Origin of the sequence: Chryseobacterium sp. OV279, from assembly GCF_900128945.1 — a bacterium.
In the GTDB taxonomy this organism is placed as follows: Bacteria; Bacteroidota; Bacteroidia; order Flavobacteriales; family Weeksellaceae; genus Chryseobacterium.
Genome location: NZ_FQUD01000002.1, coordinates 824,837 through 847,058 on the forward strand (window position 1 = coordinate 824,837; position 22,222 = coordinate 847,058).

Here is a 22,222-nt window from a genome sequence, read left to right on the forward strand (position 1 = left end):
TCTATTTTTAAGGTTATAAATAGTCATTATGAAGAAAATTACAGTTGGAGCCATGCTGCTCTCAATGATGTTCGTGGGTGTGAAAGCACAGTCTTTGAAATCACCGGATGGAAAGTTTGAAATGAACTTTCAGCTGAAAGAAGGAGTTCCGTATTACAATCTGAAGTACAACGGAGCTGTGGTGGTAGAAGATTCTAAGTTAGGGTTAAGATTATTTAAAGACTCAGCCATCAAATTCGCGTCCGAAATTGCAAAACCGGATGATGCCAAATTTGACCTGAACAACGGGTTCACGAAAACAAATGAAAAACGTGACTCCAAAAACGAAACCTGGCAGCCGGTTCTGGGTGAAAAGAAAAACTATATCAACCATTACAACGAGCTGGCCGTTACGCTGGATCAGGCTTCTACAAGCAGAAGTATTGTAGTAAAGTTCAGACTGTTCAATGACGGTCTTGGATTCAGATATGAATTTCCGCAGCAGAAAAACCTGAACTATTTCGTGATCAGAGAAGAAGATTCTGAGATCGATTTCCCAACGGATATGAAAGCCTGGTGGATGGTGGCAGATTATGATTCTCAGGAATACCAGTATCAGGAAACAAAAATTTCTGAAATTCCTGCAAAATGGGACAAAGCTTTCGATGCCAATGCTTCACAGGCATTAGTGAAAAATGCTGTTCAGTCTCCGCTGATGCTTAAAAAAGAAGGCAAAGAGCCATTGTATGTGAATGTGGCGGAAGCAGCCGTTTTAGACTATCCGGCTTCCCATCTTGAAGTGGATGCTCAGAATTTTAAATTCAAAACACACCTTACTGCCGACAGACAGGGGGCAAAAGGATATATTCAGACCCCATCCGTGACACCGTGGAGAACCATTATCGTTTCTCCGAAAGCAGAAGAAGTGATGGAATCTAAAATGATTTTCAACCTGAATGAACCTACAAAATATACCGATACTTCCTATATTCACCCGACAAAATACATGGGTGTCTGGTGGGAAATGATCATCGGGAAATCCCAGTGGGCTTATTCTACAGCAGAAAATGTTCATTTGGATAAGACCGATTTTTCAAAGCTTACGCCGAATGGAAAACACGCTGCTAACAATACAAAAGTAAAAGAATACATCGATTTCGCTGCTGAAAACGGATTTCAGGGATTATTAATTGAAGGTTGGAATGTCGGTTGGGAAGACTGGTTCGGCCACTCCAAAGAATATGTTTTTGATTTCATTACGCCGTACCCGGATTTTGATATTAAAATGCTGAACGATTATGCCCATTCAAAAGGGATTAAGCTGATCATGCACCACGAAACTTCAGGTTCTGCAACGAACTACGAAAGATGGTCGGATAAAGCTTTTGAACTGATGAACAAATACGGTTATGATGCCGTTAAAACAGGTTATGTAGGCGATATTATTCCAAGAGGAGAACATCACTATTCCCAATGGACAATTAACCACTTCTACAGAATTGCAGAAAAAGCAAACCAGTATAAAATCATGGTCAATTCTCATGAGTCGGTTCGTCCTACAGGAGAAAGCCGTACCTATCCGAACTATATTTCGGCAGAAGCAGCCAGAGGAACCGAGTACGAAGCATTCGGAGGAAACAAGCCCGATCATCAGACCGTTCTTCCTTTCACAAGATGGATGGGCGGATCTATGGACTATACACCGGGAATCTTCCAGACCAAACTGGATTATTATTTCCCTGGTGACAAACGTTTCGTTAAAACCACACTGGCAAAGCAGCTGGCGTTATATGTAACGATGTACATGCCTCTTCAGATGGCAGCAGACCTTCCTGAGAACTACAAAAAGCATATGGATGCCTTCCAGTTCATCAAGGATGTTGCGGCAGACTGGGATGATACGAAAATTCTTTCAGCTGAGCCCGGAGATTATGTGATCACGGCCAGAAAAGCAAAAGGAACAGAAAACTGGTTCGTAGGAGGTATTACCGATGAAAATAAGCGTGAATACACCGTAGACTTCTCTTTCCTGGATAAAGGGAAAAAATATGAAGTAACCGTTTACGAAGATGGAAAAGATGCAGATTACATCGATAATCCTCAAAGTTATAACATCTACAAAAAACAGATCACCAGCAAATCTAAATTGAATTTCAAAATGGCAAGAAGCGGCGGTTTCGCAGTTTCTGTTAAGCCAGTGAATTAAGATTTAAATTCATAAGTTTGTGATGCCCCGGTTCATTATACATTCGGAAATGGGCCGGGGCATTAACTTTTTTATCAACTAACCATGAAAAACTTTAATTTACTGATCTGTATTTTTTTAGGATGTATAATCAATGCACAGAAAAAACTTCCTGTCGTAAAAGCGAATTCTAACCAGATGACCATTCTTGAAGTGGATAACGGATTCACCACAGACTGGAATGCAGATCCAAATATTAAACTTGATGTCTACACCACATCCAAACTTGATACAGAAAAAAAGACGATAAAAATAAAAACGGACATAGATTCTGCAAGTTTCACCATTAAAAAAGGAGAAAATAAAGACTTTATAGTGCTGTTAAAAGGAAAAGATTCCTGCGCCACCAGAATAGCAAGTCTTCCTCCGAAGAATTTCAGCAAAGCTAGGCCTCCTTTTCACGATACGATAAAACTTTCTATCAACGAACAGAATACCATGTTCGTAAAAACGATATTAAATAAAACAGATACCCTGACACTCAATTTTGATACGGGTTCAAGCGATCTTACCCTGACCAGAGAAACCTTAAAGAATAAAATCAAAAGCTCTTTAAAATCCGGATCCAATGCATTGGAGATCGGGAACAAAATCTATAAAGAGTTCAGCATTTATCCCGCTGATCTTTCAGGACACGGTACAGAAGGGCGTTTCGGATGGGATCTTTTTGACGGTATGATCGTAGAGCTTGATTATGATAAGGGCATTATGGCTGTTCATTCACAGCTTCCCAAAGAAGTAAAAAAAGATAAAAGCTATTCCAAACTGGCCATAAAGTATTTCAATAATGTTTTCTTCGTGGAAAGCAGTATTAGACAGGGGAAAAGCATCAACACAGACTGGTATCTTTTTGATACAGGATATCAGAGAACCGTAATGCTGGATGGGCCTATGCTGAAAGAACAGGGTTTCCCGGTGGATAGCATGAAGGAAATAAAAAGAGTAATCATGAAAGGGGCACAGGGAAATGAGGTGCCTGTGATCACATCAGGACTGGAATCACTTTCTTTAGGAAAATATACCCTGAAGAATATTCCCGCTCAGGTATTGTCTCAAAGCAGATTGGTAAGCAGATCAAGAATGCATATTCTGGGAAATGAAATTTTAAAAAGATTCAATGTTTTTTTTGACTTTCAAAACAATGTGGTTTACCTGAAGCCTAATAAGTTGATGGCTGAAAAATATATTGAACAGAGTTAAGATTACTTTTCAAAATATAATGATTAAATTGAAATCTGATATCAGATAAGGAAGGGAATGAAAAATAGAAATTTTCCCGTTATTAAATAGAAAATTACATGAAATTCATTTTAAAAACGACTGTTGTGTTACTACTGGGATGGGGATGCGTGATGCAGGCACAAACGGTAGGTAAGATCATGAAAGAGAAAGGGCCATTCAGAAAAGACACGGTTCTTTCCGTAAAAGATACTTATCTTCCGGTTACTGTCATCAAAGGCCGGGAAAAAGGTCCCGTCTTTAGTATTGTTGCCGGCATTCACGGATATGAATATCCTCCTATTATAGCTGTTCAGGAAATATTGCAGGAAATAAAACCGGAATCGGTAAAAGGAACGCTTATTATTGTTCCCATTGCCAATATGGAATCATTCCGGAAAAGAACTCCCTTCATCAGTCCCTTGGATCAGAAAAATTTAAACAATGCCTTTCCGGGATCATCCGCTGGAAGTCCTACGGATCAGATCGCTGATTTAATCACCGGAGAAATTATCTCAAACTCCACCATCTTTTTAGATATTCACGGAGGAGATGCGAACGAGGATTTGATTCCTTTTGTGTGCTATTATGACAGGAAAGATAGGCTGGAGAAAACAGTGCTGGCTCACAACCTTTCGGTACAGTCGCAAATCGGTATTATTGTGTCTTATCCCTACACGATCAGCTCAGCTGAACCTGCGAAATATGCTTTCAAACAGGCCGTACAGCAGGGAATCACAGCACTCAGTATAGAAGCCGGGAAACTGGGGACGGTTCAGAATGAAAATGTGGAAATGATCAAAACCGCAGTTTACAACATGCTTGACTATCTGAAGGTTTATCCGAAAGATAAATCAAAATCAAATAATCAAAATACCTTCGTTCATCTTAGCCAGCAGGATTATATCCGAGTTCCGGAAAGCGGAATTTTTTACAGCGATCTTAAAAGCGGTGATCGGGTAAAGAAAAAGCAGGTTCTGGGCTATATAAAAGATGAATTTGGAAACAAAAAACAGGAAATTATTTCAGATTCTGAGGGAATGATCCTGTATAAAGCAGGAACACCCCCGGTGAATAAGGGAGAAACTTTATTCTGCATCGGATATAATGAATCTTAACAGCACGTTATCATGAAAAAAATAGATGTAGTACTCGCGCTTTCAATAGCCTCCGCAGCTTTTTCTCAGACTAAACCTTTAGAGAAAGTGGAGCCCGCCTTCTGGTGGAAAGGAATGAAAAATCCTGACCTTCAGATCTTGGTGTATGGAAAAGATATTGCACAAAATGAAATCGAACTTTCCGATGGTATTCAGATAAAAGACGTAAAAAAAGTTGAAAATCCAAACTATGTCTTTATTACGGTTAATACCAATGAAATTAATGTTCCGAAGTTTAAAATCAATATTAAAAAAGGAAAGAAAAATATAAGTTCGTACGATTATGAGCTTAAACAGAGAGCTGCCGAATCTGCAGACCGTGAATCTTTTACCTCAAAAGATGTCATGTATCTCATCATGCCGGACCGTTTTGCCAACGGCGATGAAAAGAATGATTCCAGACCAGATCTCATTGAAAAAAACGACCGCAGCCTACCCAACGGAAGACATGGCGGCGATCTTCGTGGAATTATCAATAATCTCGACTATATCCAAAACCTTGGGGCAACGTCTGTCTGGCTGACACCCGTGAATGAAGACAATGAAAAAGTATATTCCTATCACGGATATGCACAGACCGATTTATATAAAATTGATGGACGCTATGGAACCAACGAAGACTATCGCGAACTTTCACAAAAACTGAACAAAAGAAACATGAAACTGGTCATGGATTATGTGACCAATCATTGGGGCGTTTCTCACTGGATGATCAAAGATCTGCCTTCAAAAGACTGGATCCATTGGTTTGATGAAGGGAAAAATGGGTTTTACCGTTCCAATTACAAAACAACCACCCAGTTTGATACCAATGCCTCAGAAATTGATAAGAAATATGCGCTGGATGGATGGTTTGATACCACAATGCCCGATATTAATCAAAAGAATCCGTTGGTCTTAAAATACCTTACCCAAAATGCCATCTGGTGGATAGAATATGCCGATCTGGGCGGTTTGCGGGTTGATACGTATCCTTATAATGATAAAGAAGCTATGGCCACTTGGGCAAAAGCCATCACAGACGAATATCCGAAATTCAATATTGTAGGGGAAACCTGGCTGTATACCGCCGGACAAATCTCTGCATGGCAGAAAAACTCCAAGACAGGAGAAGCGGCAGGCTACAATTCCAATCTGCCTTCCGTGATGGATTTTATGCTCTTCGCCGATATGCCGAAAGCCCTTAAAGAAAAAGAAGGCTGGGACACCGGAATGATCAAGCTTTATAATGTTTTTACCAGCGATTTTCTGTATCCGGACATCAATAATCTTCTCGTTTTCTTTGAAAATCATGACACGGAAAGATGGAATGAAATCTTCAATGGTGATCCGAAAGCCTACAAAATGGCAATGACCATGATTTCTACGGTAAGAGGTACTCCACAGATTTATTACGGATCAGAAATAGGCATGAGAGGAGATAAAACCAAAGGCGGTGATGCAGATATCCGCAGAGACTTTCCGGGAGGATGGAAATCGGATTCAAACAATGCATTCAGTCCTTCATCACAGACTCCTCAACAAAAGGAATTTTACCAGTTTACCCAAAAATTACTGAACTGGAGAAAAGGAAAAGAGGTGATTCATAATGGAAAAACTAAAAATTACGTTCCTCAGGAAGGCGTTTTTGTGTATTTCAGATATGATGGTAAAGAAAATGTAATGGTCATCCTTAACAATAACGAAAAAGATCAGACGTTAGACTTAAAACGTTTTGCAGAATCACTGAATGGGTTGAAGAAAGGGAAAGATATCATTTCAGAAAAGGTACTTTCTATGGAAAAGAGCCTTTCCGTGCCTGCAAAAACCTCTATGATTATTGAACTCCAAAACTAAATTACTTATACAATGAAAAAAATAACTCTTATCTGCACGCTGGTGCTTTTTATACTTGGTTGTACAGGCATGAATGCCCAATCCAACACTTCTAAATTTGACAAAGATAAAACAGCCATAGCAACCATGCTGGATGGCTTCAATACCGCCGCCGCGAAATCAGATTTTGATACCTATTTCAACTATTTTGCGGATGAGTCTACCTTCATCGGAACTGATGCTACAGAAGTTTGGGACAAAAAAGCCTTTATGGTATGGGCTAAACCTTATTTTGATAAAAAGAAAACCTGGAATTTTACGTCCCTTAAAAGAAATATCTATTTCAGCAAAGACGGAAAACTAGCCTGGTTTGACGAGATCCTGGATACTCAGATGAAAATATGCAGAGGTTCAGGCGTTGTCGAAAAAATAAACGGAGCCTGGAAAGTGAAGCAGTACGTACTTTCTGTAACCGTTCCTAATGATGTCGTTGACAAAGTGGTTTTAGAAAAAGCAGCGATTGAAGAGGTCTTAATCAAAGAATTGAAAAAATAATGGAGCCATCACACAGTTCACTTTCAAGAAGAATAAAGCCCAATCTTTCCATGGCTCAGATTATCAATATGAGTATGGGGTTTTTGGGTATCCAGATGGCTTTCGGGCTGCAAAACGGAAATGCGAGCAGGATTTTGGCCAATTTCGGGGCAGATGTTCACGAATTATCATGGTTTTGGTTGGTTGCGCCCATTACAGGGTTGATCGTTCAGCCTATTATCGGTCATATGGGAGATAATACCTGGAGTCCGTTTGGCCGGAGAAAACCTTATTTTCTGATTGGTGCGGTTTTATGCGCGATTGGCTTAGTGATGCTTCCCAATGCTGCGTCTGCCACGCAAGTGATGGCTGCCAATGTTTTATTAATGGCTGTAATTTTCCTTGCTATAATGGATGCTTCAATTAATGTGGCAATGGAACCTTTCCGCGCATTGGTGGGAGATATGCTTCCAAAACATCAGGCAACGATCGGGTTTTCAGTTCAGACCATTTTAATTGGAATCGGGGCTGTTATTGGCTCTGATTTACCGAATTGGTTAACAAAATTAGGCGTTTCAAATGTCGCTCCAAAAGGTTTTGTAGCAGATAATGTGATCTATGCATTTTACATCGGAGCAACCGTTTTAATTCTGTCAATTGTATATACCATCGTTACCACTAGAGAGTATTCTCCTGAAGAGTTTGCATCATTTGAAGAAGGGAAAGCGGTTGTAAAAAATGAATCGAAACTCTCAGATATTTTTAAAGATTTTAAAAATGCGCCTTCTCAAATGAAAAAACTGGGTATTGTTCAGTTTTTCTCATGGTTCGCCTTATTTACCATGTGGGTTTTCACAACAAGTGCTTTGGCGACGCATCATTTTGGACTTTCACCTGATGACACCCATTCTGCAGAGTTTAATAAAGCGGGAGATTTAACGGGAAGCTTATTCGGAAGTTATAATTTCTATGCAATTTTCTTTGCATTTGCATTGACACCAATTGCAAAATTTATAGGTAAAAAACAGACGCACGCCTTAGCTTTGGTTTGTGGCGGATTGGGTTTAATCTCAATGTATTTTATTAAAGATATTCATAGTCTATGGATCTCAATGGTAGGACTAGGATTTGCCTGGGCAAGTATTTTAGCAATGCCTTATGCAATGCTGATTGATTATATTCCCCAAAAGAAAATGGGAGTGTATATGGGTATTTTCAATTTCTTTATTGTCATTCCACAAATAATCAATGGTATTTTTGGAGGTCCGATTGTAAGCGGAGTTTTTGGAAAACAAGCCATAGACTATATTGTAGTCGGTGGGGTATGCATGCTGATCGGAGCTGTTGTTACTATGATCTTCGTAAAATCTGAAGATGAAACGCCTAAGGAAATTGAGGGGGAGATTAAGCAGGTGCATTTTTAGGGAGAGAAGTTAGAAGTTAGAAGTTAGAAGTTAGAAGTTAGAAGCGGGAAGATGGAAGGTGGAAGATGGAAGAGCGGAGAACTCGAATGGCATTATTATAAATTGATCACAGTAAAATTCAATAGGAGCGGGCTTTAGCCCGCTTTTTTAATAAACCACACGCACTAAGGCTTTAGCCAAAACTTAAAATATCCGGCTAATTTGATTCAGTATATTTTCATCTCCAATTTAGGGCTAACGTAAATACTCACATTTTAAAAATTTGCTCCATCTGCCAGATCCGCGAGAACTAAAAAAATAATACATTTCAAAACCAATTGATATCCTCAATCAATTTTACCTCCGATAAAATCCTTGTGTCTTAAAACATATGAACAGAAACTAATCTTTGCGTCATTGCGTTTTTCAACAAATAGAAGGTGCAATAAAAACACCGAAAATAGGCCTTCTCAAAAGCGAGACGGCCTATTTTAATTGACTCCAGGTCAAAAAACTTAATATCTTAACAATTAAAACTTACTTACGCCAAAACCGTTTCAATTTCCGCCACAGTCTTTGAAAAATTCTCATCTTTCAGCTGAGGAACCATCATGCCCTGAGATTTGAAAACTTCTACATCCGTAATTCCGATGAAACCGAATAACGTTTTTAAATAATGCTCCATATTCTCAATAAGTCCGTTTTCATAGATTCCGCCAACGGAAATATTTAAATATAGTTTCTTGTTTAATAGAAGACCTTTTGGCGTTCCGTCAGCATAAGAGAATGTTTTTCCGGCAACCGCAATACTGTCGATCCATGATTTTAAAGTGGAAGGAAAAGTGAAGTTGTAAAAAGGAACACCAATAACAATAATATCAGCTTCCTGAATTTCCTTTAATGCTTCATCGGAATATTTTGAAGCCTCTTTTTGCTCATCATTCTTTTCTTCGTCCGGAATTCTGGAAGCACTGAAATGATGAATTTCCATATGAGGAATAGGGTTTAAAGCCAGATCACGGATAACAACCGTGCTGTTTGGATTTCTATCTAATAACTGATTGATTACAGTTTGGGAAAGCTTATTGCTTACAGAGTTTTCTCCGCTGATGCTGGTTTGGATATTTAAAATATTTGCCATTTTGTTTTGAATTTTTTTCGTTTTTATTACTGACAAAATTATTGTAAATTTACTTTCCAAAGTATAGCAGTTACCTAAAGGAAAGTGAAAAAATGGAAAAACAGCACAACCATAAAGATTGTATGCAGGCCTTAAAGCCGGTTCGCGATACATTAGATGTGATTAACGGCAAATGGAAATTGCAGATTATTATTTCTTTAAACGCCGGAAACAAACGTTTTACAGAAATTGAACGAAGCATTCCGAAGCTGACCTCAAAGGTTTTAGCTAAAGAGTTAAAAGAACTGGAACAAAACGGTTTAGTTGAAAGAATCGTTAAAGATACGTATCCCGTAAGCATCGAATACTGTCCTACACAATACACAAAAACATTACACCCCGTTGTAGAATCCTTAAAAGACTGGGGCGAAAACCACCGTAAACATATTTTCGGAGCTCCGGCAGAAACTGAAAAACCCGAAAAAGCTAAATAAATGCTCATTACCATTGAGAAATCTGCTCAATCCGCAAAATCCGCGCGAGATAAAAAATAATGCATTCCAGAAATAAATAGGGACCAATTTGAATATAAAATTCAATAGGAGCGGGCTGTAGCCCGCTTTCAAATTAAGCATACCAATAAAGGCTTTAGCCAAAACTTAAAATCCCACCAGATCAAGAGCACATGAAATCACATATCAAAACTAATCAATATCCCCAATCAATTTTATCTTTGATGAAATCCTCGCGCCTTAAAAATATCCGGAGAGTAATAATCTTGCGCCTTTGCGTTTAACCAAAAAACAGCCTAAAATCCTTTCTTAACCTACATCAACACTTTCAAACACCTCTATATCCTACATTTGTACCATAAAATAATCACAGTATGAAAACAGTATATCATAAAGCAGATTCAAGAGGCCACGCAGATCACGGATGGCTGAACAGCTACCACACATTCAGTTTTGCCAACTATCAAAATAAGGACAGAACGAACTTCGGAGTATTGAGAGTATTGAACGACGATACCGTTTCACAGGGAATGGGATTCGGGACACACCCGCACAAGGACATGGAAATTATTTCAATTCCTTTGGAAGGTGATCTGGAACATAAAGATTCAATGGGAACGACTGCCGTTATCAAAAAAGGAGAAATCCAGGTAATGAGCGCAGGAACCGGAGTAATGCACAGCGAATACAACAGAAATAAAGATGAAGCTGTAAAGTTTCTTCAGATCTGGGTTTTTCCAAAAGATTTGAACGTTGAACCGAGATATGATCAGAAAAGCATTAAAGAAGGGGAAAAGATCAATGGATTCCAGCAAATTTTGTCTCCCAACAAAAATGATGACGGTGTTTGGATTCATCAGGATGCATGGTTTAATTTAGCTAATTTTAAAGCTGGAAACGGCAAAAATTATATGCTCAACAAAAAAGGGAACGGAGTGTATGCTTTTGTTTTGAAAGGTAGTGCCAAAGTAGGAGACAGAGTTTTGAACGAAAGAGACGGATTAGGAATCTGGGACACCCAAAGCTTTAATATCGAAGCCGTAGAGGATGCAGAGATCTTATTGATGGAAGTCCCAATGGACCTACCGGCTTATTTGAAATAGTAGATAATAATCAGAAACATTAAACAGATAAACAATAAATGAAAGTTTTAGCAATAGCAGGAAGCAATTCAGATGCTTCAATGAACAGACAGTTAGTAGCCTATGCATCGTCCTTATTTGAGAATGCAGACGTAGAAGTAGTAGACCTGAATCCTTTTGAAATGCCGATTTATAAGCACGAAAGAGAATTGGCAGGTGGAGTTCCTCAGGAAGCAAAGGATTTTGCAGCAAAAATCGACGGAGCGAATCTTCTTTTGGTTTCACTACCTGAGCATAACGGAACGTACTCTACAGCCTTTAAAAATGTATTCGACTGGGTATCGAGAATCAAAGACAGAACGGTATGGAATGAAGTACCCATGTTATTGATGTCTACCTCTCCCGGAGGAAGAGGAGGAGCTGGTGTTTTAGAGGCTGCATCGAAGCGTTTCCCTTTCCACGGAGGAAATATTGTAGAAACTTTCTCACTTCCATTCTTTAATGATAACTTTGATAAAGCTGAACAGAAGATTTCTAACGGCGAGAAAGACAGTGAATTAAAAGAAAAAATCAAGAAGATTGCAGCTATTGAAACCATCCTTGAAAAATAGAATTTGAATATTAATTTAAAATTACTATTTTTGCAAAAAGAAATAAGATGAAATTTCAGACCACTTTTAAAGAATGTTTCTCAGAGAAAGGGAAAACTGTGGGCTCTGAAATTCTGAGATAAAATAACGGCCGATAATCTACCAAGATTGTCGGCTTTTTTATTTTCTAAAATCTAGTAAAAATAAATATAAATACTAATGTAACAATGTACCAATTTATCAATGTACCAATAATTCTATGTAACCCAATTGGTAGATTGTTATATTGATAAATTGGTACACTTTAGTACATTAATAAATTATTAAACATGAGCAACACTTACAAATCAGCAGGCGTAGACAAAGAAGAAGGGTACAAAACCGTTGACAAGATCAAAAAGGCAGTAGGCGAGACCCACAACTCAAATGTATTGAACCATTTGGGAAGTTTTGGAGCTTTCTATGAGATCGGAGGATATAAAAATCCTGTGCTGGTTTCTGGAACAGACGGTGTAGGAACGAAGCTTAAAGTAGCTTTGGATACCAAACAATACGATTCTATCGGTATCGACTGTTTCGCCATGTGTGCCAATGATATCCTTTGCCACGGTGCAAAACCATTATTCTTCCTGGATTATCTGGCTTGTGGAAAGCTGGATTCTGAAATTGCTGCTGAGATCGTTCTTGGAATGGTGAAAGCATGTAAGGACAACAACTGCGCATTGATTGGTGGTGAAACTGCTGAAATGCCGGGAATGTATCAGCCGGGAGATTATGATGTTGCAGGATTCTGTGTAGGAATCGTTGAAAAAGATCAGATCATTGACGGTTCTACCATCAAGTCTGGAAATAAAATCATTGCTCTTCCAAGCTCAGGATTCCACTCCAACGGATTTTCACTGGTAAGAAAAGTATTCCCAAACTTCGAAGAAGAATTTGAAGGAAAACCTTTATACGAAACGTTATTAGTACCAACAAGACTATATTATAAAGACATTCACAGAGTATTGGAAGAAGTAAAAGTTTCCGGTATCGCTCACATTACAGGAGGTGGTCTTTATGAAAATGTACCAAGAATTATCCCTGAAGGACTTTGTGCTTCTATCGATGCGGCCAAAATCAAAATTCCTAGCATAATGCTTGAACTGGAAAAAAGAGGTGGTGTATCCCGTGAAGAAATGTACGGAACGTTCAATATGGGAGTAGGAATGATCATCGTTGCTGATGCTGACCACGCTGAAAAAGTATTACATCTTTTAGACGATGCGTACGAAATCGGAGAGATCACGGAGGGAAGCGAGAAAATTGATTTGAAATTTTAAATGACATCAGATCTCAGACATCAGACATCAGATTTTAAGTCTGAAATCTGACATCTGAAATCTAACATCTGAATTAATGAAAAACATAGTTATACTCGTTTCAGGTTCCGGCACCAATCTGCAGAGAATCATAGATACCATTGACAGCGGAGAGATCCAAAATGCAAAAGTATCTCTGGTAGTGGCAGACAGAGAATGTTACGGACTTGAAAGAGCAAAAAATCATAACATAGACCATATTCTGATTCCAAGAGGAAAGAATTTCAGCAGTGAATTGGCGAATGTAATTCCAAAAGATACAGATCTTATTGTATTGGCGGGATTCCTATCCATTCTGAAACCTGAATTCTGTGAAAACTGGACCGGGAAGATCATCAATATCCATCCGGCACTGCTTCCGAAATTCGGAGGAAAAGGTATGTGGGGAATGCACGTTCACAATGCCGTTATTGAAGCCAAAGAAAAGGAAAGTGGAGCTACCGTACACTTTGTAACTCCGGGAATTGATGAAGGGGAAGCGATTCTTCAGAAATCATTTGAAGTGACAGATGAAGATACCCCTGAAACCGTTGCGGAAAAAGTACATCATATTGAATATGAAATATTTCCAAAGGCGATCAATAAGGTTTTAGGAAATCAATAGATAATGTACAATATAACGATGTACCAGTTTACCAATTAAATTCATTGTTACATTGTTAAACTGATCCATTGCTACATTAAAAAAGAAATCTAAGTAAATAAAAATAAGTCCGGGGGTGAAAGACCGGGCTACAGTTTGAAATAACTGTAAAAAGTAAAAATTGAAAGCAAAAGTCCCGAAGGGACGATTTAACCAAGCATAGGATTTTTATCCTATATTTAGAAAATCCCCGGGACGGTTTAAACAAACATAGGAGGCAATCCTATGGGAAAAAATCAAAAAGTAAAAATGAGTAAAAAGAGAGTTTTAATCAGTGTTTCTGACAAAAGCGGATTGATCGAATTCGCCCAGTTCTTGGAAGCGCAGAATTATGAGTTGATTTCTACGGGAGGAACGTTCAAACATTTGAAAGACGCTGGTTTAAATCCGATTCAGATCGATGAGGTAACCAATTTCCCTGAAATGCTGGATGGAAGAGTGAAAACCCTTCACCCGAAAGTTCACGGAGGTCTTTTAGCGGTTCGTTCCAATGAAGAGCACATGAAAACCGTTCAGGAACATGGAATTGACCTGATCGACATGGTGATCGTAAACCTTTACCCTTTCTTTGAAAATGTAAACAAAGACATTTCTTTACATGAGAAAGTGGAATTTATTGATATCGGAGGTCCTTCAATGCTTCGTTCTGCGGCTAAGAATTTTGATTCTGTTACCGTAATTACCGATGTGGAAGATTATGCAACGGTAAAACTGGAAATGGAGCAGAACGGTGATACATACATCGAAACCCGTAAAAAACTGGCAGGAAAAGTATTCAACCTTACTTCAGCTTATGACGGTGCTATTTCAAGAATGCTTTTAGATGAAGAATATCCAACGTATCTTAATGCTTCTTACAAGAAAGCATCTGATTTAAGATATGGCGAAAACCCTCACCAAACTGCGGCTTACTACGTTTCTACGTTTGAGAACGGTGCAATGAAAGATTTCGAACAGCTTGGTGGTAAAGAACTTTCTTTCAACAACCTTCGTGATATGGACCTTTGCTGGAAAGTAGTGACTGAGTTTAAGGAAGAAATGGCATGTTGCGCGGTGAAGCATTCTACACCTTGTGGAGTAGCTATCGGAACATCTGCACTGGAAACGTATCAGAAAACTTTCGAATGTGACCCGATTTCTATTTTTGGCGGAATTGTTGCAATGAACTACAAGATCGATGCAGCAACGGCTGAAGAACTGAACAAAACATTCCTTGAGATCGTAATGGCTCCGGATTTTGATGAAGCAGCTCTTGAAGTTTTAAGAAAAAAGAAAAACCTTAGAATTATAAAAATCGTTAACCCGGTTTCTGACAAGCAAACATGGGTGAAAATTGACGGAGGAATTCTGGTTCAGGATAACGATTCTCATTTCTCAGACGATATCAAAGTAGTTACTGATGTACAGCCTTCAGAAGAGCAGAAAAAAGCCCTTCTTTTCTCTCAGAGAGTCGTGAAGTATGTAAAATCAAACGCTATTGTTGTTTCCAATGGTATTCAGGCCTTCGGAATCGGTGGCGGACAGGTCAACAGAATCTGGGCTACGGAACAGGCCATCGAAAGAGCAAAAGAGAAATTCTCAGGAGATCTTGTTTTGGCTTCTGACGCATTTTTCCCTTTCCGTGACGTAGTAGATTTTTGTGCTAAAGAAGGAATTAAAGCTATCATTCAGCCGGGTGGAAGTGTAAAAGATCAGGACAGTATTGAAGCTGCCAATGAGCACGGTATTCCAATGATGTTTACCGGAGTTAGACACTTTTTACACTAATTAAAATAGAATTAAAAAATAATTTGAGATTGTTTTTATAGCATTCAAAATTATATATTTGTAAATTAGACTAGATAATAAATAAAGTATGAGAATATTAATCATAGGTGAAGGCGGTAGAGAATCTGCTTTAGCAGCAAAGCTTCAGAATGACCCAAGAATTTCTAAAATGTTTTTTGCTAACGGTAATGCTACCACCGATGTAATAGGAAAAAATGTTCATTTATCAGAGATTAAAGAACTGAGAGATTTCGCGATTAAGGAGAAGGTAGATCTTACCATCGTAGGTCCTGAGGCTCCTCTTGTAGCGGGGTTGAAGGATGAATTCAAAAAGCATGATCTTAAAGTTTTTGGTCCGAACCAAAAAGTAGCAAGTCTGGAAGGAAGTAAAGCTTTCTCTAAGAAATTTATGCAGACCTATGATATCAAAACGGCTAAGGCTGTCGTATTTGATTCATACAATGATGCTAAAGAATATGTTCAGACACAGCAGTATCCTTTAGTGGTTAAGGCTAGTGGATTGGCAGGTGGAAAAGGAGTTGTGATCTGTGACAACCTTGAAGAAGCTGAAGCTACTATCCACGACTTCATGATCAGAAGAATTTATGGAGATGCCGGAATCCGTCTGGTTATTGAAGAATATTTAGAAGGTTTTGAAGCTTCAATCATTGCATTCTCGAATGGTGAAAAGATTTTCCCATGTATCGCTGCAAAAGATTACAAAAAAGCTGGAAACGGGGACACAGGACCAAATACCGGTGGTATGGGATCTGTAGCGCCAAGCCCTGATTTTACGCAGGAGCACTATGCTGATTTTGAAAAAAATATCTTAGAAACTACCATTAACGGTCTTAAAGGAGAAGGATTCAGCTTTAAAGGAATCATTTTCTTTGGATTAATGGTGACTAAAAACGGAACATACCTTCTTGAGTACAATATGAGATTCGGAGATCCGGAAACTCAGGTGTTAATGGCACTTATGGAAAACAATCTTCTTGATGTGATCCAGGATTGTATGGATGGAAAAGATATCGAGCTTAAGTTTAAAGACGAAAAAGCAGTATGTCTTGTAATGTGTTCCGGAGGTTATCCAAGAAACATCGAAACAGGATACGAAATTGTAGGAGAAGACAAACTGAAACATTCTAAACTTCTTTATGCAGGAGCCGTAAGAAAAGGCGACAAAGTGGTTTCCAACGGCGGACGAGTTCTGAACGTGGTGGCTACCGGAGCTACTTACGAAGATGCACGCAAAAAAGTATACGAAGATGCAGCCCACATTCATTTCGATTACGGATTCTACAGAGAAGACATCGGAAAGTTTTAAAATAAATCACGAAAAAAGATTTGGAACGTTTCCAAGTCTTTTTTTGTAAAACAGTCAATATTAGATACCAGATACGAGATCTCAGATACCAGACGTTCATGTCTGAAATCTGATGTCTGACATCTGATATCCTTTTAAACAAATCAATCAGTTATACAATGAACAACGGTATTATCATATTAGATTTCGGATCACAGTACAACCAGCTTATCGGAAGAAGAATCCGTGAGATGGGGGTATATTCTGAAATCCTTCCTTTCAATACACCTTTACAGGATATTTTAGCAAAACAGCCAAAAGGAATTATCCTTTCCGGTGGACCAAGTTCTGTGAATGCAGAAAATGCTCACCTGGTAGAAAAAGAGCTGTATGAGCAAGGGATTCCTGTGTTGGGAATTTGTTACGGAATGCAGCTTACCGCTCATCTTTTAGGCGGAAAAGTAAACAAAGGGGAAAAAGGAGAGTACGGAAAAGCACACCTGGATATCATCAAAGAAAATGCTTTGTTGAAAGGCGTTACTCAGAATTCTATTGTATGGATGAGTCACTTTGACGAAGTAGGAGAACTGCCTGCAGGTTTTGAATTAAACGCAAAATCAGGAGTTATTGCTTCTATTTCCAATGAAGACAGAAAAATCTATTGCGTACAGTTCCACCCGGAAGTTTCTCACACAGAAGAAGGCGGAAAGATGCTTGAAAACTTTGTTTTTGCCATCTGTGATGCTGAGAAAAACTGGAAACTGACGAATTATATCGAAAAAACAGTTGAAGAAATCCGTGAAAAAGTAGGAGACAGCAGAGTGATTCTGGGTCTTTCAGGAGGAGTTGATTCTTCTGTAGCTGCGGTTTTAATTCACAAAGCAATCGGTGATCAGCTGACATGTATCTTCGTTGATACAGGTTTATTGAGAAAAGAAGAAGGCCAGAAAGTAATGGACAACTATGGAGAGCACTTCCATATGAACATTAAAATGGTTGATGCTAAAGAAAGATTCCTTTCAAAACTGGCAGGAGTAGACGATCCGGAACAAAAAAGAAAGATCATCGGAAACGAATTTATTCACGTTTTTGATGAAGAATCCCATAAAATTGAAGGCGCTAAATTCTTAGCTCAGGGAACCATTTATCCTGACGTTATCGAAAGCCAGTCTGTAAACGGACCCTCTGCAGTGATCAAGTCTCACCACAATGTAGGAGGACTTCCTGAAGATATGGAATTCGAATTGTTAGAGCCGCTAAGAGAGCTTTTCAAGGATGAAGTAAGAAAAGTAGGTGAGGAGTTAGGTATTCCACATCACTTGGTACACAGACACCCTTTCCCGGGTCCTGGATTAGGGATCAGAGTATTGGGCGCTGTAGACGCTGAAAAAGTGAAAATCCTTCAGGAGGCTGATGATATTTTCATTGAGGAATTATACAAAAACGACCTTTACGAAAAAGTATCTCAGGCATTCGTTGTGCTTCTTCCTGTAAAATCAGTAGGAGTAATGGGAGATGAGAGAACGTATGAATACACCGCTGTAGTTCGTTCTGCCAACACCATCGACTTTATGACGGCAACGTGGAGCAGACTTCCTTACGAATTCTTAGATACCGTATCCAGCAGAATCATCAACGAAGTAAGAGGAATCAACAGAGTAGCTTACGATATTTCAAGTAAGCCGCCTGCAACGATTGAGTGGGAATAATCTTATTCTACTTCTTTAAAATAAAAAAATCCTGTTTATATCTTTATAAGCAGGATTTTTTATTAGTGTTAAATGAAATTTCTACCCGTTGTTTTATTTAGGAGCAATATTTTAAATAAAATCTTCGACTGCGCTCAGACTGAAAAAGTTCCAAAAAGCAGCCAATTATTAACGATGTCACACAGAGCGAAGTCGAAGTGTGTTTGAGTATGCGCTGTTTTAGTTTGTAAGATGTTTATGATCAGTAGATAAAGAAAAAATAAATTAAAAACTGTTTATCCTCAGAATTATTATACATTTAAGACGCAAACTCATATTCCGGAAGATGAAAATAAAATGTCTGCTTATAATGATCGGCCTTAGCTGGGCTTTGACTGGCTGCACAGCTGCTAATAAAAATATATCTTCTGCCGACACCTATCCCTGGTTTCCTTTTTCATGGTACGCTGCGAAAATTTCAGGAAAGAATTTTGATAAAGTAGCCATGCTCGTTCCGGTGAAAGTGAATGATTTAAATGCTGATTTTACCTTACAATTCGACCTTGGAAGCGATGCAACTCTGGTGTACGGAAATACTATAGACAGCTATTACAAAGAAAGTGAAATCAAGAACTTCCTCATAGAAAGCTCGAAATCTACGGATAACGGAGGAAAAAACGTGTACAAGACAAAAGGACTGATCTATCATTTAGGAAAACTGTCAAAAGATAATCTGGTCTATAAAGCAGGTTACGGGGATAAAATCGCCAAAGATTCTTTATTTACGAAGAAACCAAAACACATCGGAACTTTAGGCGCTGATGTGTTTAATAATAAAATCCTGATTATTGATTATCCTAACAAAAGAATGTGTGTGCTTGATTCTTTGGACAGCCATTGGAAAAAAGTGACCACGTTTGTAGATGCCAAATCGAATAATGGCAGGCTCCATATTCCACTCACTATTGCAGGGAAAACCCACTGGTTTCTGTTCGATACCGGAGCCAGCCTATTTCCGATCAATACCAATAAAGAGCTCTGGACTTCACTGGTAAATCAAACCGCCAAAACTGATACGATTATAGCCAACTCATGGGGTGAGAAAGTGAAATTTTATGGAAGGCCGATCAAAGAAAAAGTATACCTGGGAAAAAGAAAACTGGAAAATGATTATGCCTGGTATAATGACAACAAAAGACTTCAGGAATTCAATACCACCGAGAATATAGACGGCCTCACCGGAAATGCATTTTTTGTCAATAATGTTATAGTCCTTGATTTTAAAAATAAGAAATTTGGGGTAGTGAACTAATAATGTGACCCCTTATACAAATGAAAAAATATTTGATTGATCAATTAAAACTCCTTTACGAATCATTTGTAAAGGAGTTTTAAATAATAAATTCGTATGGCTATCCTGTTTTTATTTTAATGAAAGCATGGGAAGAAAAGAATGATAATATATATTTTCTTTCCAGGGGAATTTTATCCGTATATCGTCAATGTTGAGGAAATCCCTCAATGAATAATCATCATCTTGAAAATAAACTTCTTCGACGGAATCGTCCTGTTGATATTTAAATTGAATATTAGGAATTGTTTCATTTTGGAATTCATAATCAAAAACAAAAGGGTCCCCATAAAAATTTTTAAATTTATCGGTTTGAAGTCCAGTTATTAAATCTATTACACATCCGGCTAATCTTCTGTTTCTGTCATCAAATACGGAGATACCTTTGCCAAAGAGACTACCATTACGATAGAATATATATTCCCATTGTGTCTCTCCCTTATTGTTTTCTTCCTTATTATAATAGAACGTCCAGGGCTTGCCAAATGATCCGATATCTATATGATTAATAATGGCTTCTGATAATTGGTCTTCCGAAGAAAGATAAATTTCACCTCCTAACTGTTCAATCTGCTGTGTTTTGTAATTTTTTAAAAATCGTTCTATTTTTTTAAGACTGTTAGTGTCACCATCATAAGTTAAACAGTTAAATTCTGAAAGCTTAGGGAGTTGTTCTTTTAGTATTTCAATATTATTTTCGTCAGTGTATTTTATGTAAGTACCCACTTATTATATATTTTCTTAATTATTTTTCCTTAAATTTAAGTAAAATTACGTCAAATGCAAATAGAAACAAGAGCCCTGAGTCTTCAGGATTATGATGAACTGGTAATAACAATGAAACGCGCTTACCCGCAGATGTCCGAATCTATTTGGTCTAAAAAAAGCATAGAAAAACTCACCAGAATATTTCCTAAAGGCCAGATATGCATCACAGTAGATGGAAAACTGGCTGCCGTAGCCCTCTCCATTATTGTGAATTATGACGAATTCGGAGATGACCATACCTATGTGGATATTACCGGAAATTATACATTCAATACCCATCTTTCAACTGGAAATGTACTTTATGGAATCGAGGTTTTTGTAGATCCTGAGTTTCGTGAACTGCGTCTGGGAAGAAGACTGTATGATGCCAGAAAAGAATTGTGCGAACTGCTTAATCTGAAATCGATTATTCTGGGCGGAAGGATCCCGAACTATCATAAATACAGCGACGAACTTTCCCCGAGAGAATACATCAGAAGAGTAAGAGACAAGGAAATCTACGATCCTGTATTGTCTTTCCAGCTTTCCAATAACTTCCTTCCTATAAAGATCCTGAAAAAATACCTTCCGGAAGATGAATCATCACTGGAAAATGCCGTTTTGCTGCAGTGGAACAACATTTATTACAGCAAAAAGCCCAATACCATGCAGGACAGCATCATCCGTTTGGGACTGGTGCAGTGGCAGATGAGGCATTTTAAAAACATCGATGCTTTTTATGAGCAGGTTGAATTCTTTGTCAATGTGATGGGGGATTATAAATCGGACTTTGTTCTTTTCCCTGAGCTTTTCAATACGCCGCTGTTGGCACCTTTCAACAAGCTTTCAGAAAGAGACAGTATGATAGAATTGGCTAAATTAAGTGAGGATATCAAGAATAAAATTTCCGAGCTGGCCATCAGCTACAATGTCAATATTATTTCCGGAAGTATGCCTGTTTTCGATCCTGATAACAATGATTTATACAATGTAAGTTATCTGCTTCACCGTGACGGCCGTATTGATGAATACCGAAAGATCCACATTACGCCGAATGAAAGGAAATACTACGGAATGAAAGGCGGAAACGAGATCAGAGTTTTTGATACCGATTGCGGAAAAATAGGTCTTGTAATCTGTTACGACGTAGAATTTCCTGAACTGCCGAGGATTTTGGCCGATCAGGGAATGAAAATCCTCTTTGTACCTTACCTTACCGACACGCAGAATGCCTACATCAGAGTACGCCATTGTGCGGCTGCGAGAGCTATTGAAAATGAATGTTATGTCGCTATTGCCGGTTGTGTAGGAAATCTTCCGGGTGTGAACAATATGGACATCCAGTTTGGTCAGGCTGCCGTGTTTACGCCTTCAGATTTTGCTTTTCCATCCAATGCAGTGAAAGGAGAGGCTACTCCGAATACGGAAATGACCCTTATAGTAGACGTAGACCTTAATCTTCTGAAAGATCTTCATCATAACGGATCCGTTCAGGTGATGAATGACCGTAGAAAAGATCTCTATGAAACCTATCTTAAGTAAACCTGAGTTTGGGATAAGAATAAAGAATAAAGAATAAAGAATAAAGAGCAAAGAAAATTAGATATCACGGAAGAAAATTTAGATAGAAAACTTCCAGTATATTCAATAGGGGTGGGCTTCGGCCCAGCCTTTACAAGATATACGCATTGCAAAGGCTTTAGC

The 22,222-nt window shown here is 38.4% G+C and carries 18 protein-coding genes; 16 read left to right on the forward strand and 2 right to left on the reverse strand.

The genetic code is table 11. From position 1 onward, the window contains the following. The first annotated feature begins 28 nt into the window (after positions 1-28). The 6 genes from BUA72_RS11490 (at position 29) to BUA72_RS11515 (ending at position 8,372) form a co-directional block, all read left to right on the forward strand. Complete coding sequence (locus BUA72_RS11490; RefSeq protein ID WP_047448165.1) at positions 29-2,185, forward strand: glycoside hydrolase family 97 protein; 2,157 nt, start codon at positions 29-31, stop codon at positions 2,183-2,185. Positions 2,186-2,269: 84 nt separating this feature from the next. Beyond that, on the forward strand, positions 2,270-3,424 hold the full coding sequence (locus BUA72_RS11495) for a pepsin/retropepsin-like aspartic protease family protein (RefSeq protein WP_228407865.1): 1,155 nt from the start codon (positions 2,270-2,272) through the stop codon (positions 3,422-3,424). Between the two features lie 98 nt (positions 3,425-3,522). Further along, positions 3,523-4,560, forward strand: a complete 1,038-nt coding sequence (locus tag BUA72_RS11500; protein WP_072923002.1) for a succinylglutamate desuccinylase/aspartoacylase family protein — start codon at positions 3,523-3,525, stop codon at positions 4,558-4,560. Between the two features lie 12 nt (positions 4,561-4,572). Then, positions 4,573-6,435: a glycoside hydrolase family 13 protein gene (locus BUA72_RS11505; RefSeq protein ID WP_072923003.1), complete on the forward strand. Its 1,863-nt coding sequence runs from the start codon at positions 4,573-4,575 to the stop codon at positions 6,433-6,435. Positions 6,436-6,447: 12 nt separating this feature from the next. Further along, on the forward strand, positions 6,448-6,969 hold the full coding sequence (locus BUA72_RS11510; RefSeq protein ID WP_072923004.1) for a nuclear transport factor 2 family protein: 522 nt from the start codon (positions 6,448-6,450) through the stop codon (positions 6,967-6,969). Next, entirely contained in the window at positions 6,969-8,372 is a 1,404-nt protein-coding gene (locus BUA72_RS11515) for an MFS transporter (RefSeq protein WP_072923005.1), read from the forward strand. The genes BUA72_RS11510 and BUA72_RS11515 overlap by 1 nt, the downstream gene beginning before the upstream one ends. A gap of 520 nt (positions 8,373-8,892) precedes the next feature. On the opposite strand, the gene BUA72_RS11520 is transcribed toward BUA72_RS11515, so the two are convergent. Next, positions 8,893-9,492, reverse strand: a complete 600-nt coding sequence (locus BUA72_RS11520; RefSeq protein ID WP_047448150.1) for an FMN-dependent NADH-azoreductase — start codon at positions 9,490-9,492, stop codon at positions 8,893-8,895. Positions 9,493-9,584: 92 nt separating this feature from the next. On the opposite strand from BUA72_RS11520, the gene BUA72_RS11525 reads away from it, so the two are divergent. The 9 genes from BUA72_RS11525 (at position 9,585) to BUA72_RS11565 (ending at position 19,732) form a co-directional block, all read left to right on the forward strand. Further along, positions 9,585-9,965 (forward strand): winged helix-turn-helix transcriptional regulator, encoded by a 381-nt coding sequence (locus tag BUA72_RS11525; protein WP_072923006.1) that lies wholly within the window; start codon positions 9,585-9,587, stop codon positions 9,963-9,965. A gap of 392 nt (positions 9,966-10,357) precedes the next feature. Beyond that, positions 10,358-11,086, forward strand: a complete 729-nt coding sequence (locus BUA72_RS11530; RefSeq protein ID WP_072923007.1) for a pirin family protein — start codon at positions 10,358-10,360, stop codon at positions 11,084-11,086. A 38-nt stretch (positions 11,087-11,124) separates the two neighbouring features. Next, on the forward strand, positions 11,125-11,676 hold the full coding sequence (locus BUA72_RS11535; protein ID WP_047448143.1) for an NADPH-dependent FMN reductase: 552 nt from the start codon (positions 11,125-11,127) through the stop codon (positions 11,674-11,676). A 308-nt stretch (positions 11,677-11,984) separates the two neighbouring features. After that, a complete protein-coding gene (gene purM, locus BUA72_RS11540; RefSeq protein WP_072923008.1) occupies positions 11,985-12,977 on the forward strand; it encodes a phosphoribosylformylglycinamidine cyclo-ligase in 993 nt (330 codons plus the stop codon). A 76-nt stretch (positions 12,978-13,053) separates the two neighbouring features. Further along, a complete protein-coding gene (gene purN, locus BUA72_RS11545) occupies positions 13,054-13,620 on the forward strand; it encodes a phosphoribosylglycinamide formyltransferase (RefSeq protein ID WP_047448139.1) in 567 nt (188 codons plus the stop codon). A gap of 288 nt (positions 13,621-13,908) precedes the next feature. Beyond that, on the forward strand, positions 13,909-15,426 hold the full coding sequence (gene purH, locus BUA72_RS11550; protein ID WP_047449042.1) for a bifunctional phosphoribosylaminoimidazolecarboxamide formyltransferase/IMP cyclohydrolase: 1,518 nt from the start codon (positions 13,909-13,911) through the stop codon (positions 15,424-15,426). A gap of 88 nt (positions 15,427-15,514) precedes the next feature. Then, positions 15,515-16,753: a phosphoribosylamine--glycine ligase gene (gene purD, locus BUA72_RS11555; protein WP_034726245.1), complete on the forward strand. Its 1,239-nt coding sequence runs from the start codon at positions 15,515-15,517 to the stop codon at positions 16,751-16,753. Between the two features lie 158 nt (positions 16,754-16,911). Next, a complete protein-coding gene (guaA, locus tag BUA72_RS11560; RefSeq protein WP_034726244.1) occupies positions 16,912-18,441 on the forward strand; it encodes a glutamine-hydrolyzing GMP synthase in 1,530 nt (509 codons plus the stop codon). Between the two features lie 325 nt (positions 18,442-18,766). Next, complete coding sequence (locus tag BUA72_RS11565; RefSeq protein WP_139259591.1) at positions 18,767-19,732, forward strand: pepsin/retropepsin-like aspartic protease family protein; 966 nt, start codon at positions 18,767-18,769, stop codon at positions 19,730-19,732. Positions 19,733-19,843: 111 nt separating this feature from the next. On the opposite strand, the gene BUA72_RS11570 is transcribed toward BUA72_RS11565, so the two are convergent. Continuing rightward, a complete protein-coding gene (locus BUA72_RS11570) occupies positions 19,844-20,497 on the reverse strand; it encodes a hypothetical protein (protein WP_072923010.1) in 654 nt (217 codons plus the stop codon). Positions 20,498-20,551: 54 nt separating this feature from the next. On the opposite strand from BUA72_RS11570, the gene BUA72_RS11575 reads away from it, so the two are divergent. Further along, the gene (locus BUA72_RS11575) at positions 20,552-22,060 is read left to right on the forward strand and encodes a carbon-nitrogen hydrolase family protein (protein ID WP_034726240.1); all 1,509 of its coding nucleotides are present in this window, start codon (positions 20,552-20,554) and stop codon (positions 22,058-22,060) included. Positions 22,061-22,222: the final 162 nt, after the last annotated feature.